The organism is Pseudomonas kitaguniensis (assembly GCF_009296165.1).
Classification (GTDB): Bacteria; Pseudomonadota; Gammaproteobacteria; order Pseudomonadales; family Pseudomonadaceae; genus Aquipseudomonas; species Aquipseudomonas kitaguniensis.
In genome coordinates this window covers 36,564-52,065 of sequence record NZ_VUAZ01000044.1, presented here as the reverse complement: position 1 = coordinate 52,065, position 15,502 = coordinate 36,564, and the positions used below count along the sequence as shown (strand labels likewise).

Below are 15,502 nucleotides of genomic sequence, written 5' to 3'. Positions count from 1 at the left end.
TTTTGCCAGGATGTCTGCTTCAATTGAGCTTCACGATCCTCTAAAGGCAGGTTTACGCCATGGACATCTCTGGAAGCAGCGCGTTTTATTCGGGCCTGAGTACTATTCAGGCCGGGCAGAACCGTGTCGACCAGGCTGCCGGCAAAATCGCCAGCGCGGCCACGACCCAGCCATCCGCTGCACAAAGCGACCGCTTGCAAGCCAATGACCGCGCCCAGCCGAGCAACTCGGCGAGCAACATGGTCGAAATGGCCCAAGGCAAATTCCAAGTGGAGTTAGGCGCGAAAGTCGCCAAGGCTTCGGATGAAATGCTTGGCACGTTGATCGATACCTACGCCTGAACTGCGCTTTTCAGATCAAAAGCGCTTTGTGGGAGCGGGCTTGCTCGCGATGCAATCAACCCGGTTTACCTGATGTAACCAAGTCCCTGCATCGCGAGCAAGCCCGCTCCCACATTTGATGGGTGGCGCCTCAGCTGGCGTTGGCGGTGTTTAGCGCTTTGGCAATCAATCACCATTCCCTTTGCATCTTTGCTGGCTGTGGCAACCCGCCGCAGGCGTTGCCGTGCGCGTTGCTGACCTGCATCAAGACAAACGGCATCCGAGCGACCCTTGACAAGGGTAGGTCGTAAACGTATGTTTCAAACATCTGTTTGACCGCCATTACACATCCATGCGGTTGTTCATCCCAGCTACATCAGCAGAGGTTTATCGCTATGCCTGACTACAAGGCCCCCTTGCGTGATATTCGCTTCGTTCGTGACGAACTGCTCGGTTATGAAGCCCACTATCAGAGCCTGCCGGCTTGCCAGGACGCTACCCCGGACATGGTTGACGCCATTCTTGAGGAAGGCGCCAAGTTTTGTGAGCAAGTGCTGGCGCCGTTGAACCGCGTGGGTGACATCGAAGGGTGCACGTGGAGCGAGTCAGGCGTTAAAACCCCTACTGGTTTCAAAGAAGCTTACAAACAGTTTGTTGAAGGCGGCTGGCCTAGCCTGGCGCACGACGTGGAGCACGGCGGCCAAGGCCTGCCGGAATCGCTGGGTTTGGCGGTGAGCGAAATGGTCGGTGAAGCCAACTGGTCATGGGGCATGTACCCAGGCCTGTCGCACGGTGCGATGAACACCATTTCCGAACACGGTACGCCTGAGCAGCAAGACGCCTACCTGACCAAACTGGTGTCGGGCGAATGGACCGGCACCATGTGCCTGACCGAGCCGCACTGCGGCACCGACCTGGGCATGCTGCGTACCAAGGCTGAGCCGCAGGCCGATGGCAGCTACAAAGTCTCCGGCACCAAGATTTTCATCTCGGCCGGTGAACACGACATGGCCGATAACATCGTCCACATCGTACTGGCGCGCCTGCCGGATGCACCGGCCGGCACCAAAGGCATCTCGCTGTTTATCGTGCCTAAATTCATGCCCAACGCAGACGGTTCGATTGGCGCGCGCAACGCGGTGACCTGTGGTTCCCTGGAACACAAAATGGGCATCCACGGTAACGCCACGTGCGTGATGAACTTCGACGCGGCCACCGGTTTTCTGATCGGCCCGGCGAACAAAGGCCTGAACTGCATGTTCACCTTTATGAACACCGCTCGCCTGGGCACCGCGCTGCAAGGTTTGGCCCACGCCGAGATCGGCTTTCAGGGTGGCCTGAAATACGCTCGCGACCGCCTGCAAATGCGTTCGCTGACTGGCCCGAAAGCGCCGGAAAAAGCGGCCGACCCGATCATCGTGCACCCTGATGTGCGCCGCATGCTGTTGACCATGAAGGCTTTCGCCGAAGGCAACCGTGCGATGGTGTACTTCACCGCCAAGCAAGTCGACATCGTCAAGTACGGCACCGACGACGAAGCCAAAAAACAGGCTGATGGCCTGCTGGCCTTCATGACCCCAATCGCCAAGGCTTTCATGACCGAAGTCGGTTTTGAATCCGCCAACCACGGCGTGCAGGTCTACGGCGGCCACGGCTTCATCGCCGAGTGGGGCATGGAGCAAAACGTTCGCGACAGCCGCATTTCGATGCTGTACGAAGGCACTACCGGCATTCAGGCGCTGGACCTGCTCGGCCGTAAAGTGCTGATGACCCAGGGCGAAGCGCTCAAGGGCTTCACCAAGATCGTGCACAAGTTCTGCCAGGCCAACGAAGGCAACGAAGCCATCACAGAGTTCGTTGCACCGCTGGCCGCACTGAACAAAGAGTGGGGCGAGTTGACCATGAAGGTCGGCATGGCCGCGATGAAAGACCGTGAAGAAGTCGGTGCCGCTTCGGTGGACTACCTGATGTATTCCGGCTACGCGTGCCTGGCTTACTTCTGGGCCGACATGGCGCGCCTGGCGGCTGAAAAACTGGCTGCCGGCACCACCGAAGAGGCGTTCTACACCGCCAAGCTGCAGACCGCGCGCTTCTACTTCCAGCGCATCCTGCCGCGTACCCAGACCCACAAGGCCACCATGTTGTCGGGCGCCAATAACCTGATGGACATGAAAGAAGAGAACTTCGGTTTGGCTTACTAAGCTTAGGCTGCATTGAAAAGCCGCCGCTCTTTTGGGAGCGGCGGCTTTTTTGTGGGCGCCGGCAAAGCAGCACTTAAGGTGTCGGAATAAAAGGCGCTCCGTCGCAATAGACGTTGCCGGGCAAAACACCTCTGACGGCAATTGCCAAGGGCGGCGATTGAACCACTTGCCCGAAAGTATTCAGCGTCGTATAGCTGAAATACATCACGCCTCTGCCGATGACCCGCATGGTGGTCGAGTAGGGTACGTTCACGGTCTGGCCCACTGTGGCAGCGTCCGGTGAAATGGTTACTGTGAGAGTCACCGGGGGAGCAATGAGGGTTGAACCGTCGTCCTGTCGGCTGAGTACGCAGGTCAATATCGCCGACGTGTTAAAGCGCAGCAGTATAGAAGGCGGGAGAAATACCTCAATAAACCGGTTTGCGTAATCCCCGCTCACTGGCTGCGGCGAGTTGCAGGTGAGGTTGCCGTTATTCAGGTTACGCACCACCGGCGCTGACAACTGCATCAAAGGCGAAAAGTTGAGGGTGAGAGTCCTTTCAGGCCCCAAAGTGGTATTTGCGCCGCTGGTGACCCTGAACCGGAATGAGGCTTGCACGTTATTGATGGTGGTGCCCGGAAGGTAGCCCTGCACTTGCGCTATGGTCACAATAAACCGTAGCGGTAACGGCTGCCCGGTGTAGATCAGGGGCGTGGTCATGGGGTTGGTCGTACCCAGCATTACAGTCACAGCATCACCGTTTTGCAGACCGTTGGCGCTGTCCAGCCACATCTCGATCCCGCCTTGCCCGCTTTGGTTGACCTCCCCCAAGGTCACCGTGTTGTCGGGCGCAGCCGCGTTGGTCACGCGTGGTGCCGCGATGTTCGACGCTGTTATTCGCAGCGCCACCATCACCTCAAGAATCAACGAATCCCGAGCTCGGTTGCCGGCCTGGTCCACAAGGCGGTAGGTCAGTTGCTGCCTGCCATTGCCGCGAGCGCGAATAACTGACGCTGGAACGGGCAGGTAGCGAACGGCTGGGTAGTCGGGCAAGTTGACTACAATGTTGGGCGCTACGGTGTAAGCCACCTCCATATGGCTATCGGTGTTGCCATAGTAGGGAACATACCTCAGCCCTGTTTGGGCATTGGTCACCGCGTGTTCAGGAATTCGGAACATAACGGGGTCATTGTTGGCCAGATAGTCGTCTGTAATGATCGGCATTGCCAGGTTCGTTGGCAGCAGTGGGCGCGGCGCGGTGATGACCTCGTAACCGAACGGCGGGGTTTTTTGGACCCTCAAGGGAGTGCTGGCAGTCGCGCTCAGGACGTTGTCACCGTCGTCCACCGTATAGGTGAGTCGGTACTCGCCTTCATTGCCCACCATGCGGCGCGGAACGTCTACATTAATCGCCCCAGAGGGATAAGTAGAATATCGCTGGAAGGCCACTGCTTGGTATTCACCCGGCGGTGGGGTTTCAATGAACACCATGATCCGGCACTGAGCCCCGGGAGAACCGGGTTGCGGCAGCGGCGGGATCAAAACTTTTACGTCACTCGCCGCCGCCCGCAGGGGGATCAAGCCGTCGGTATTCGGGATAGCGTCCACCACGGAAAGAGGCGGCAGCCTGGGTATTGCGTTACGAATCAAGAACAGTGAGCCTGCACGTACTTGTTCGCTGACTAAATTATCCATGTCGGTTACTTCCATCGTGTGTAGGGACACTCCCTTGTCCCGAATACCCGCTGGGCGAAAGTGGTACGTGCAAGTAAGCACGCGCTAGTCATTGATGAATACTGTCAGAACTAACAGGGAGAGGACGTGCGCGCATTGCTCTGTTTATAGCGGTGATAAAAAACCGCAGTCTGACACTCAGGGATTAGGCCAATCGGCCGTTAAAGTGATGGCAATGTGATACATCGCTGCCGGTGTGTGCTTAACTGTCGCCAAGCAGGCACTGTGCCATCACTCTTTTGCGTGTCGGAGCTTTACCTTTGTTGCGCGTGTCCGCTGTGCGTGTCAGTCATTTTCTTCCTTCGCTGCTGCTGTTGTTGGCGGGGCTCTCGGCTGCGTACGTTAAAGACCTGAATGTGTTTTTCACCTCGCTATTCAACGTGCTGCCAACCCTGGTGCTGCTGCTCGGCGGTGCGTACTGCGCGGTGTATCGTCGCCAGCGTGAACTGTTCCTGATGATCACGGTGTATGTCGTTTACTTCCTGTTGGACACCCAGACCGATTATTACCGTGACAACGGCCGTGTGCGCGAAGATGCGGCGGTGGTCTTTCATCTGTGTTGCCTGTTGTTGCCGCTGCTGTTTACTACTTATGCGCTGTGGCAGGAGAAAACCCATCTGTTCCGCGACTTCGTTGCCCGCTGCGCAGTGCTCTTCGCCATCGGTAGCGTGGCCTTGGCGCTTGAGCAAAGTTTCCCGCAGGCCTTGCTGAACTGGCTGGCGGAGATTCGCTGGCCGGCCTTGCATGGCAGTTGGATGAACCTGATCCAACTGTCGTATCCGATGTTCCTGGTGGGTTTTGTCGCCCTGGCGGTGCAGTACTGGCGCCAGCCGCGCCCGTTGCACGCGGCGCAACTGGTCGGGCTGTTGGGGTTGTTCTGGATGTTGCCGCAGACGTTCATTCTGCCGTTCACCCTGAACATCATTTGCAGCCAGGTGATGTTGATGATCGCCGCCGGTGTGGCCCATGAAGCCTATCAAATGGCCTTTCGTGATGAACTGACCGGTTTGCCGGGGCGCCGCGCACTCAATGAGCGCATGCAACGGCTGGGGCGTAATTACGTGTTGGCGATGACCGACGTTGACCACTTCAAGCGCTTTAACGACACGCATGGCCACGACGTGGGCGACCAGGTGCTGCGCCTGGTGGCCAGCAAACTGTCCAAGGTCAATGGTGGCGGGCGCGCGTACCGTTATGGCGGTGAAGAGTTTGCTGTGGTGTTTGCCGGCAAGACGCTGGACGAATGCATGCCGCATCTGGACGAGATCCGCGAGGTCATCGCCACCTATGACATCAAGCTGCGCAACGCGGACCGTCCGCAGGACGACCAGCAAGGCCGCCAACGCCGCACGGCCAGCGGCGCATCAAGTGTGTCAGTGACCGTGAGCATCGGCGTGGCCGAGCGCCAGGCCGAGCAGCGCACCCCCGAAGAAGTGCTCAAGTCCGCCGACCAGGCGCTCTACGCGGCCAAGGGCGCCGGGCGTAACTGCGTGGTCGCCGCCGGGCAAACCCGTCGTGGCGCGGTGCGCATGGAGAGTGCTGCCGGTTGAGTGATGGCGGTGCATTCAGCGGTTCTACAATGATTGTTTGCGGCGGTGGCCAGCAGTAGCTTGAAACCATCTGCTGCCGGAGACATTGCCATGCCTGACTACAAAGCTCCCTTGCGCGACATGCGCTTTCTGATCGACACCGTGTTCGACTTCCACGGTCACTACGCTGCCTTGGGCGCGACCGACGCCAGCCCGGATATGGTCAGCGCGATCCTCGAAGAGGGCGCCAAATTCTGCGAGAACGTGCTGTCGCCGCTCAATCGCAGCGGCGACGAAGAAGGCTGCCATTTCGAGAACGGCGTGGTCACTACACCCAAAGGCTTCAAGGAAGCTTTCGCCCAGTACGTGGAAGGCGGTTGGCACGGCCTGGCGGCAGACCCGGCCTACGGTGGCCAGGGCTTGCCGCACTCGCTGGGCCTGGTGCTGAGCGAAATGATCGGCTCCAGCAACACGTCGTGGGGCATGTACCCTGGGTTGACGCATGGCGCGATGGCAGCGATTCATGCGCACGGCACCGAGGAGCAGAAAGCCACCTACCTGCACAAGCTCACCGCCGGCGAGTGGACCGGCACCATGTGCCTGACCGAAGCGCATTGCGGCACCGACCTGGGCCTGATCAAAACCCGCGCCGTGCCACAGGCGGATGGCAGTTACGCGCTCACCGGCAGCAAAATCTTCATATCAGCCGGCGAGCATGACCTCAGCGCCAACATTATCCACCTGGTGCTGGCCAAGCTACCGGATGCCCCAGCGGGCACCAAAGGCATCTCGTTGTTTATCGTGCCCAAGTTCCATGCGGATTCGGGCGAGCGCAATGCGGTGCACTGCGGCGCCATCGAGCACAAAATGGGCATCAAGGCCTCGGCGACCTGCGTGCTGAACTTCGACGGCGCCAAGGGCGTGCTGATTGGCGAGGCGAATAAAGGCCTCAATTGCATGTTCACCATGATGAACCACGCGCGCCTGGGCACCGGCATGCAGGGCCTGTGCAATGGCGAGGCGAGTTTTCAGGGCGCGATCAAATACGCCAACGACCGCCTGCAAATGCGTTCACTCAGCGGCGCCAAGGCTCCCGAGAAAGCCGCCGACCCGATTATCGTGCACGCCGACGTGCGCCGTATGTTGCTGACCATGAAAGCCCTCAACGAAGGCAACCGCGCGCTGGCCTATTTCACCGCGCAATGGCTCGACACCGCGCACCTGAGCCAAGACGCCGCTGAGCGCCAGGAAGCCGAAGACGTGTTGGCGTTCTTAACGCCCATCTGCAAAGCCTTTATGACCGATACCGGGCTGGAAGTGACCAACCACGGCATGCAGGTATTCGGTGGCCACGGCTATATTCGCGAATGGGGCATGGAACAACTGGCGCGTGATGCGCGGATTGCGCCGATCTATGAAGGCACCAACGGCATTCAGGCGCTCGACCTGCTCGGGCGCAAGGTGCTCGGTAGCCAGGGCAAGCTGCTGCGCGGGTTTACCAAAATTGTGCATAAGTTCTGCGCAGCGAATGCCGGGCACCCGCAGCTCAAGGCGCACGTGGAACAGCTCAATCAACTGAACCAGCAATGGGGCGAGCTGACGATGAAGGTCGGCATGGCGGCGATGAAAAACCCGGATGAGGTAGGCGCGGCAGCCGTGGATTACTTGATGTACAGCGGTTACATCATTTTGGCCTACCTGTGGCTGCGCATGGCAATCGCGGCGCAGGCTCAGGTCGATGACGCCGCGTTTGCCCAAGCCAAATTGGCGACGTGCGATTTCTACTTCAAGCGCCTGCTGCCGCGTACTGCAACGCACCGCGCCGCCGTGGAGGCGGGCAGCGAGTGCCTGATGAGCCTGCCGGCGGAGGCGTTTGCCTTGTAAGCGTAATTGACTCAAAGGGTCCACGTGTGAATCCTGGCGTGACTTATAAATACTTGCTGGTCACGAACGGACCCTATGTCTCTGAAAAGTTGTTCGGGTACACTCGGAGCCTGTAAAACCGATCTTACCGAATCACTTTTCATGTTCTCACGAGGTTTGCCATGGCTGATTACAAAGCGCCGCTGCGTGATATGCGCTTCGTCCTCAACGAAGTTTTTGAGGTCGCCAAAACGTGGGCTCAATTGCCGGCATTGGCAGACACCGTGGATGCCGAAACCGTCGAGGCCATCCTCGAAGAAGCCGGCAAAGTCAGCACCAAAACCATTGCCCCGATCAATCGCGGTGGCGATGAACAAGGCTGCCGCTGGGCGGACACTGTTGTCAGCACGCCGGACGGTTATCCACATGCCTACAAAACCTACGCTGAAGGCGGTTGGGTGGGTGTAGGTGGCGACCCGGCGTTCGGTGGCATGGGCATGCCCAAGGCGGTATCGGCGCAAGTCGAAGAGATGATCAACTCGGCAAGCCTGGCGTTCGGCCTGTACCCGATGCTGACGTCCGGCGCCTGTGTGTCGATCAACACTCACGCCAGCGAAGCGCTCAAGGCCACGTATCTGCCGAAAATGTACTCGGGTGAGTGGGCCGGTTCCATGTGCCTGACCGAAGCGCATGCCGGTACGGACTTGGGCATTATCCGCACCAAGGCCGAGCCTCAGGCCGACGGCTCCTACACCCTCAGCGGCACCAAGATTTTTATCACCGGTGGCGAACACGACCTCACCGAAAACATCATCCACCTGGTGTTGGCCAAGCTGCCGGATGCACCGGCGGGTCCGAAGGGTATCTCGCTGTTCCTGGTGCCCAAGTTCATGGTCAATGCCGACGGCAGCCTGGGCGCGCGCAATGCGGTGAGCTGCGGCTCGATCGAACACAAGATGGGTATCCAGGCGTCGGCTACCTGCGTGATGAACTTTGACCAGGCCGTCGGCTATCTGGTGGGCGAGCCGAACCGTGGTTTGGCGGCGATGTTCACCATGATGAACTATGAGCGCCTGGGGGTGGGTATTCAGGGCCTGGCGTCGGGTGAGCGGTCTTATCAAAACGCGATTGAGTACGCCCGTGACCGTCTGCAAAGCCGTTCGCCGACCGGCGCCCAGGCCAAGGACAAAGTCGCCGACCCAATCATCGTGCACCCCGACGTGCGCCGCATGCTGTTGACCATGAAAGCTGCGAACGAAGGTGGCCGTGCGTTTTCCACGTATGTGGCAACCCAGTTGGACATCGCCAAGTTCAGCGAAGATCCGCGCGCCCGCGAGCGTGCAGACAGCCTGGTGGCGTTGCTGACGCCGGTGGCCAAGGCGTTTCTCAGCGACTTAGGCCTTGAAACCACAGTGCTCGGCCAGCAGGTGTTTGGCGGCCACGGCTACATCCGCGAGTGGGGCCAGGAGCAGTTGGTGCGTGACGTGCGCATCACGCAGATCTACGAAGGCACCAACGGCATTCAGGCGCTGGACTTGGTAGGGCGCAAGATCGTCGGCAGCGACGGTGCGTTCTACACCTTGTTCGCCGAGGAGATCCGCCAGTTCATCGCCACGGCAGGCGCCGAGCTGGGCGAATTTACCCGCCCGCTCAGCGCAGCCGTGACCCACCTGGATGAATTGACGGCGTGGGTGCTGGACCGCGCCAAAACCAACCCGAGTGAAATCGGCGCGGCGTCGGTGGAGTACCTGCATGCCTTCGGCTACATGGCTTATGCCTATATGTGGGCGCGCATGGCCAAGGCGGCGTTTGGCAAAGAAGCTGAGGAAGACTTCTATGCCAGCAAGCTGGGCACTGCACGTTTCTACTTTGCCCGCCTGCTGCCGCGTATTCACTCGCTGAGCGCTTCGGTAAAAGCCGGTAGCGAATCGCTGTTCCTGATGGATGAAGCGCTGTTTTAAGGGCGAAAAGAGTATGTAAGCATTCTCTTACACGACGTGCTGCTATTCGTCCTCTATCGCCAAATTGGATCCACGGATAATCTACTTCACATGGACGTAGCGCAGGAAGCGCAAAGAAACAACACGGACACGTAGGATTCTGCCAGGACGGCGGAGTGAAATGGATGTCAGGGAAACAGTCTGCAAAACCCCGCTTCGGCGGGGTTTTCTTTTGCCCGCGAAAAAGTCAGGCCTGCGCCTGCGGGGCATTCATTACGTCCTCGAGCAAGGTGCGCAGCAACGCCATCGTCGCTTGCTGGCGCTGCACATCGCGGCACACCAAGCCCACTTTCAGCGGCACTCTCGGTTCACTCAAGGGTTTCCACAGCAGCAACTGGCTATTGTGTTCGTCCTGGGAGCGTCCGGGCAGCACCGTCGCCAATTGTGTATGCGGCAAACTGTCGAGAATCCCCGCCATCGTATTCAGCTCGGCCTGCACTTGCGGCGCCGCCCCAGACTTAGCCAGTTGGCCCTGCCAGATCTGCCGTATTTGAAACTCCTCCCCCAACAGCAACATCGGCAACTCGGCTGCCTGTTTCAGCGAAACTTTCTTGAATTCGCGCAGGGGATGGTCGTCCGGGATCACCACCTTCAATTCATCTTCATACAACAGCACGCCGTGTAAACCCGGCTGGCGTGGCGGCAGGTAACTGATACCAATATCCAGCGAGCCGTTGAGCAGCCGGCGTTCAATTTCAAGCCCGGTCAGTTCGTAGATCTGCACCACCAAATGTGGCTGCGCTTTGCGCACGCGTTCGAGCATTTGCGGAACCAGGCTGGTGTGCACGGTTTGCAGCACGCCAATGGCCAGCGTGCGCATTGCTTGGCCCTTGAAATTGCGCAAGGCTTCGATGGCGTGTTGCATGCCATCAATCAACGGCAAGGCGTGGTTGTACAACGTGTGCGCGGCCAACGTGGGCAACAGGCGCTTGCTGCTGCGCTCGAACAGGCTCACGTCCAGGTTCTGTTCGAGTTGGCGAATCTGTTGCGACAGCGCCGGTTGGGAGATCGACAGGCGCTCGGCTGCGCGGCCTACGTGGCCTTCTTCATAGACCGCGACGAAATAACGCAGTTGCTTGAAATCCATAAGGTTTGCTTATCGAAAATGCTCGAAAATCGAAATGGCCGATGGGGGCTGAGACGCCTAGTCTAGCGCCTATTCGCAGGGATTACAGGGCCGGATCGGGCAATGAATAGCGTTTGTGTTGAAGGTGTTTACATAGGCAAGGCAACAAACATCAATGCGGTGTTTGCGGGCAGCACAGACCAATGTCCGGTTGCCATTGGGAGGCACCTGTGAATCTGTTCCGTCGCCCTGTGCCAAGCCTGGACGATTTGCTGCTGAATGCGCGGCACAAGGACCTGCCCGGCGAATCGCTGATGCGCACCGTAGCCAGGCCACCGCAGGTCTTTGTGCGCGGCCAAGGGGCTTGGCTCTGGGACAGTGATGACCGTGCCTACCTGGATTTCAGCCAGGGCAACGCCGCCAACAGCCTTGGTCACAGCCCCCAGGTGTTGATCAAAGCTCTGGCCGATCAGACCCACGCCTTGATAAACCCCGGGAACGGCCTGCATAACCGTGCGCAACTTGATCTGGTCGACCGCCTCTGCCAACGCACCGGCAGCGATCAGGCCTACCTGCTCAACAGCGGCACGGAAGCCTGCGAAGCGGCGATCAAGTTGGCGCGCAAATGGGGCCAACTGCATCGTGGCGGCGCTTATCGCATCATCAGCGCCAACAACGCTTGCCACGGCCGCAGTTTTGCGGCGCTGGCAGCCTCGGCGGGCGCCAGTGCAAACCGCTTTGAACCGCAATTGCCGGGTTTCAGTCACGTACCGTTCAACGACCTGCCGGCGTTGCACGCGGCGGTGGATGCGCAAACCGTCGCAATTATGTTGGAGCCGATCCAGGGCGAAGCCGGCGTGGTGCCCGCGACAGAACACTACCTCAAGGGCGTTGAGCGGCTGTGCCGTGAACTGGGCATCTTGCTGATTCTCGACGAAGTGCACACCGGCATCGGTCGCTGCGGCACCTTGCTCGTGGAAGAGCAGTACGGCGTGCGCGCCGACATCATCACCCTCGGCAAAGGCCTGGGCGGCGGCGTGCCCTTGGCCGCATTGCTGGCGCGCGGCAAGGCCTGTTGCTTCGAGGTGGGAGAATTGGAAGGCACCCATCATGGCAATGCATTGATGGCAGCGGCCGGCGTGGCAGTACTTGATGCGGTGTCAGAGAACGGCTTTCTCGAGCAGGTGCGTGAGTGCGGCCTTTACTTGGGCGAAGGCCTGGCCCGAGTAGCCTATCGCTATGACCATGGCCCATTACGCGGCCATGGCCTGATGTGGGGGCTGACATTGTCGGATGATTCTGCAGATGCAGTGGTAAAGGCAGCGCTGCACGAAGGCTTGATCCTCACCGCGCCGCAGCCCAACTGTTTACGCTTCACCCCGGCCTTGAACGTCGGCAAAAACCACATTGACGACATGCTGCTGCGCCTAGCGCGCGCCTTCGCCCGTGTACGCACTGCGCAATTGCACTGCCGCAAAGGCATTGCTGTTTAACCGCCTATTTCTGAACCGTCTCGCGGCATACGCGGCGCCTCCAGCCTGATTCTTTTGGCTGGGGGCGTTTTTTTTGCGCGTGACATTTTTGGACTGCAATGGTCGCTTGAGACTGGGTGGAAAGCATGGCTTTTTAGCGGGCGTCGGCAAGGACTGCCGAAAGGGCTCGCACACTTTTTGCGTGCGCCATTTCTAATCTATACCACTGGGTGGTATGTTTGGGGGAAGGGATGACCATAAGGTTAAGATTGTTCAAAACTCGCAGTTTTGCGGATGCAGCCAGCAAGGCATGGATTTGCGATGCTGAGTGAGGGAGGCATTTGGCGAGATGCTCAAAGGCCAGGCGGATAATTTGGGTGGTGGTGTGTGGAAAAAGCGCCTCAACCAGAATAGACATCGTTCTATGGTGCTGGCCAAGGGCAGGCATTACTGGGTTTATCAGCTTCTGTTCGCTAAGCAGGACCAAAGCAACATCAGTCAAAAGGATCTGGTCGGGCTTCGGGCGATTGCAAAGACCTATGAAGGTTTAAATCAAGCACAGGTCAGCAGCTACTGGATATGAAGGAGTTTGTGGAGATACATCATGACCAGAAAATATGAAAGTGAAGCGCTGGAGTCCGTTCATCAATCGGCCGAGGCGTTGTATTCGATTGGCGCCATCAGCAAGACCACGCTCCGAGAATTCGACGCGATGTGCTTTGCACCTGCACCGGCACAAATCCCGGCCGAGCAAATCAAACAACTGCGCGAAAACAGCCACGTCAGCCAACCGGTGTTTGCCCGCTACCTGAACACCAGCGCCTCTACCGTGAAAAAATGGGAATCCGGCGAGAAGCAACCCAGCGGCATGGCGCTCAAGTTGCTGAGTATCGTACAAAAGCACGGCCTGGAAATTCTCGCCTGAAGATGGCGCAATGCCAGAACCCACTGAACCCTCACGAGCGCCCAAGGTCGATTAGCTACACGGCTCGCACGAGCCGATTTTTTGGAGCTGAACCCATGGACATCATTCGTATCATCATCGCCATTCTGCTGCCGCCACTGGGTGTGTTCATGCAAGTGGGTTTTGCTGGCGCGTTCTGGCTGAATATTCTGCTGACCTTGTGCGGTTATTTCCCCGGCATCATTCACGCCGTGTACATCATCGCCAAACGCTAAGGCCTTTAGCCTTTTGCGATGAGCCGTGAGTTGCGCTCGTTGCGAAAGGCCAATTGCTCAATAGTCTGAGTGGCGTGTTCGGCTTCTTCCCGCGCTTGCAGGATGATGCCGTGCTGCTCGGACTTGCTGCACACCGGATCAGCGTTGCTCGCGTCCCCCGTGAGCATGAACGCCTGACAACGGCAGCCGCCGAAGTCTTTTTCCTTTTCATCGCATGAACGGCACGGCTCAGGCATCCAGTCGTAACCGCGAAAGCGGTTGAACCCGAACGAGTCGTACCAGATGTGCTGCATGCTGTGATCGCGCACGTTGGGAAATTGCACAGGTAGCTGTCGGGCACCGTGACAGGGCAGGGCAGTGCCGTCCGGCGTTACCGTCAGAAATAGGCTGCCCCAGCCATTCATGCAGGCTTTAGGGCGCTCCTCGTAGTAATCCGGCGTCACGAATATCAGCTTGCACGGGTGGCCTTCGGCTTCGAGCTTGGCGCGGTATTCGTTGGTGATGCGTTCGGCACGCACCAGTTGTTCTTGCGTCGGTAACAACCCCACACGATTGAGCTGCGCCCAGCCGTAGAACTGGCAGGTGGCGAGTTCGACGAAGTCCGCCTCCAGAGCGATGCACAACTCGATGATGCGGTCGATCTTGTCGATATTGTGCCGATGCGTGACAAAGTTAAGCACCATTGGATAGCCGTGCGCTTTGACCGCGCGGGCCATTTCCAACTTTTGCGCGAACGCTTTTTTCGAGCCGGCCAGCAGGTTGTTCACTTGCTCGTCACTGGCCTGGAAACTGATCTGGATATGGTCCAGCCCGGCCTTCTTGAAGTCGCTGATCTTCTGCTCGGTGAGGCCGATGCCGGAGGTAATCAAGTTGGTGTAGAAGCCCAGCTTGCGCGCCTCGGCAATCAGCTCGGCGAGGTCCTGGCGCACCAGTGGCTCGCCACCGGAAAACCCCAGTTGCGCCGCGCCCATCTCCCGCGCTTCGCGAAATACCTTGATCCACTGCTCGGTACTCAGCTCTTTGCCCTGCTCGGCAAAATCCAGCGGGTTGGAGCAATACGGGCATTGCAACGGGCAGCGATAGGTCAACTCGGCGAGCAACCACAGCGGCAGGCCAATGGCTGGCGTCTCAGGCAAGGGTGATCCAGTGCTCAGCACGGGCGACCTCCATGAATTGCTCGATGTCTGCGGCGAGCTCCGGTACGCCGGGGAACTGTTTGTCCAGCTCGACGATAATGGCAGCCACGTCGCGCTCGCCGTCGATCAAACCACCGATCAACGCGGCGCTGTCATTGAGCTTGATCATGCCTTCCGGGTAGAGCAATACGTGGCCTTTTTGCGCGGGCTCGTACTGGTAGCGATAGCCCTGACGCCACGTCGGTTTTTTGCTGCGATCAAAGCTCATAGGGTGATCCCTTTATGCCACACCCGCTGCTCGGTCACGCTGTGATAGGGCGGGCGGTTGAGTTCATAGGCCATGCTCATGGCGTCGAGCATGCTCCACAGGATGTCGAGCTTGAACTGGAGTATTTCCAGCATCCGCTCCTGGCCTTCGCGGGTGGTGTAGTGCTGCAGCGTAATCGCCAAGCCATGTTCCACATCGCGGCGGGCCTGGCCCAGCCGGGTACGGAAATATTCATAACCGGCAGGGTCGATCCACGGGTAGTGCTGCGGCCAGCTGTCGAGGCGCGATTGGTGAATCTGCGGCGCGAACAGTTCGGTCAGCGAGCTGCTCGCAGCTTCTTGCCAACTGGCACGGCGGGCAAAGTTGACGTAGGCATCCACCGCAAAACGCACGCCGGGCAGCACCAGCTCCTGGGAGCGCAGTTGGTCCGGGTCGAGGCCGACGCCTGGCCCAAACGCAGCCAGGCCTCGATACCGCCGTCTTCACCGGGCGCGCCATCGTGGTCGAGCAGGCGCTGGATCCACTCCCGGCGGATCTCACGGTCCGGGCAGTTGGCGAGGATCGCGGCGTCCTTCAGCGGGATGTTCACCTGATAGTAAAAACGGTTGGCGACCCAGCCCTGGATCTGCTCGCGGGTAGCGCGACCTTCATACATCGCCACGTGGTACGGGTGATAGATATGGTAGAAGGCGCCCTTGGCCCGCAACGCCTGCTCAAAGGCTTCGCGCGTCAGCGGTGTGTCAGTCATTTGGTT

Annotated in this window: 12 protein-coding genes and 2 pseudogenes; 9 read left to right on the top strand and 5 right to left on the bottom strand. The window is 59.0% G+C overall.

Annotated elements, in window-relative coordinates:
• Positions 1–59: 59 nt before the first annotated feature.
• Positions 60–341, top strand: coding sequence for a hypothetical protein (locus tag F0169_RS08835; protein ID WP_058415236.1), 282 nt, complete (start codon positions 60–62; stop codon positions 339–341).
• 374 nt (positions 342–715) lie between these two features.
• Positions 716–2,521 carry a phenylacyl-CoA dehydrogenase gene (locus F0169_RS08830; protein WP_058415237.1) on the top strand — a complete coding sequence of 602 codons (1,806 nt, stop codon included), beginning with the start codon at positions 716–718 and terminating at the stop codon, positions 2,519–2,521.
• Between the two features lie 73 nt (positions 2,522–2,594).
• On the opposite strand, the gene F0169_RS08825 is transcribed toward F0169_RS08830, so the two are convergent.
• Positions 2,595–4,196 (bottom strand): hypothetical protein, encoded by a 1,602-nt coding sequence (locus tag F0169_RS08825; protein WP_152746274.1) that lies wholly within the window; start codon positions 4,194–4,196, stop codon positions 2,595–2,597.
• Positions 4,197–4,495: 299 nt separating this feature from the next.
• Here F0169_RS08825 and F0169_RS08820 point away from each other — a divergent pair, with 299 nt between their 5' ends.
• From F0169_RS08820 to F0169_RS08810, 3 genes are all read left to right on the top strand, one after another.
• Positions 4,496–5,785: a GGDEF domain-containing protein gene (locus F0169_RS08820; RefSeq protein WP_152746273.1), complete on the top strand. Its 1,290-nt coding sequence runs from the start codon at positions 4,496–4,498 to the stop codon at positions 5,783–5,785.
• Between the two features lie 90 nt (positions 5,786–5,875).
• The gene (locus tag F0169_RS08815) at positions 5,876–7,648 is read left to right on the top strand and encodes an acyl-CoA dehydrogenase C-terminal domain-containing protein (RefSeq protein ID WP_152746272.1); all 1,773 of its coding nucleotides are present in this window, start codon (positions 5,876–5,878) and stop codon (positions 7,646–7,648) included.
• Between the two features lie 161 nt (positions 7,649–7,809).
• On the top strand, positions 7,810–9,588 hold the full coding sequence (locus F0169_RS08810; protein ID WP_152746271.1) for an acyl-CoA dehydrogenase C-terminal domain-containing protein: 1,779 nt from the start codon (positions 7,810–7,812) through the stop codon (positions 9,586–9,588).
• Between the two features lie 226 nt (positions 9,589–9,814).
• On the opposite strand, the gene F0169_RS08805 is transcribed toward F0169_RS08810, so the two are convergent.
• Positions 9,815–10,714: a LysR family transcriptional regulator gene (locus F0169_RS08805; RefSeq protein ID WP_152746270.1), complete on the bottom strand. Its 900-nt coding sequence runs from the start codon at positions 10,712–10,714 to the stop codon at positions 9,815–9,817.
• Between the two features lie 209 nt (positions 10,715–10,923).
• Here F0169_RS08805 and F0169_RS08800 point away from each other — a divergent pair, with 209 nt between their 5' ends.
• From F0169_RS08800 to F0169_RS08785, 4 genes and pseudogenes are all read left to right on the top strand, one after another.
• On the top strand, positions 10,924–12,186 hold the full coding sequence (locus F0169_RS08800; RefSeq protein ID WP_172979376.1) for an aminotransferase class III-fold pyridoxal phosphate-dependent enzyme: 1,263 nt from the start codon (positions 10,924–10,926) through the stop codon (positions 12,184–12,186).
• A gap of 236 nt (positions 12,187–12,422) precedes the next feature.
• Positions 12,423–12,786, top strand: a pseudogene (locus F0169_RS08795) (type II toxin-antitoxin system RelE/ParE family toxin).
• Positions 12,770–13,090, top strand: a complete 321-nt coding sequence (locus tag F0169_RS08790) for a helix-turn-helix domain-containing protein (RefSeq protein ID WP_058415243.1) — start codon at positions 12,770–12,772, stop codon at positions 13,088–13,090. Before F0169_RS08795 ends, F0169_RS08790 begins: the two are co-directional and overlap by 17 nt.
• Before the next feature lie 95 nt (positions 13,091–13,185).
• Positions 13,186–13,344, top strand: a complete 159-nt coding sequence (locus F0169_RS08785; protein ID WP_082649098.1) for a YqaE/Pmp3 family membrane protein — start codon at positions 13,186–13,188, stop codon at positions 13,342–13,344.
• Between the two features lie 5 nt (positions 13,345–13,349).
• Here the strand turns inward: F0169_RS08785 and pqqE are convergent, their stop codons facing one another.
• The 3 genes and pseudogenes from pqqE to pqqC form a co-directional block, all read right to left on the bottom strand.
• Positions 13,350–14,480, bottom strand: coding sequence for a pyrroloquinoline quinone biosynthesis protein PqqE (gene pqqE / locus F0169_RS08780; RefSeq protein WP_058415244.1), 1,131 nt, complete (start codon positions 14,478–14,480; stop codon positions 13,350–13,352).
• Complete coding sequence (gene pqqD / locus F0169_RS08775; protein WP_122251737.1) at positions 14,473–14,748, bottom strand: pyrroloquinoline quinone biosynthesis peptide chaperone PqqD; 276 nt, start codon at positions 14,746–14,748, stop codon at positions 14,473–14,475. The genes pqqE and pqqD overlap by 8 nt, the downstream gene beginning before the upstream one ends.
• Positions 14,745–15,496 (bottom strand): annotated as a pseudogene (gene pqqC, locus F0169_RS08770) (pyrroloquinoline-quinone synthase PqqC). Before pqqC ends, pqqD begins: the two are co-directional and overlap by 4 nt.
• Positions 15,497–15,502: the final 6 nt, after the last annotated feature.

Excerpts from the sequence above, each read along its gene's own strand:
- F0169_RS08835 (WP_058415236.1), top strand. The coding sequence starts at position 60 with ATGGACATCTCTGGAAGCAGCGCGTTTTATTCGGGCCTGAGTACTATT.
- F0169_RS08830 (WP_058415237.1), top strand. The coding sequence starts at position 716 with ATGCCTGACTACAAGGCCCCCTTGCGTGATATTCGCTTCGTTCGTGAC.
- F0169_RS08825 (WP_152746274.1), bottom strand. The coding sequence starts at position 4,196 with ATGGATAATTTAGTCAGCGAACAAGTACGTGCAGGCTCACTGTTCTTG.
- F0169_RS08815 (WP_152746272.1), top strand. The coding sequence starts at position 5,876 with ATGCCTGACTACAAAGCTCCCTTGCGCGACATGCGCTTTCTGATCGAC.
- F0169_RS08810 (WP_152746271.1), top strand. The coding sequence starts at position 7,810 with ATGGCTGATTACAAAGCGCCGCTGCGTGATATGCGCTTCGTCCTCAAC.
- F0169_RS08805 (WP_152746270.1), bottom strand. The coding sequence starts at position 10,714 with ATGGATTTCAAGCAACTGCGTTATTTCGTCGCGGTCTATGAAGAAGGC.
- F0169_RS08790 (WP_058415243.1), top strand. The coding sequence starts at position 12,770 with ATGACCAGAAAATATGAAAGTGAAGCGCTGGAGTCCGTTCATCAATCG.
- F0169_RS08785 (WP_082649098.1), top strand. The coding sequence starts at position 13,186 with ATGGACATCATTCGTATCATCATCGCCATTCTGCTGCCGCCACTGGGT.
- pqqD (WP_122251737.1), bottom strand. The coding sequence starts at position 14,748 with ATGAGCTTTGATCGCAGCAAAAAACCGACGTGGCGTCAGGGCTATCGC.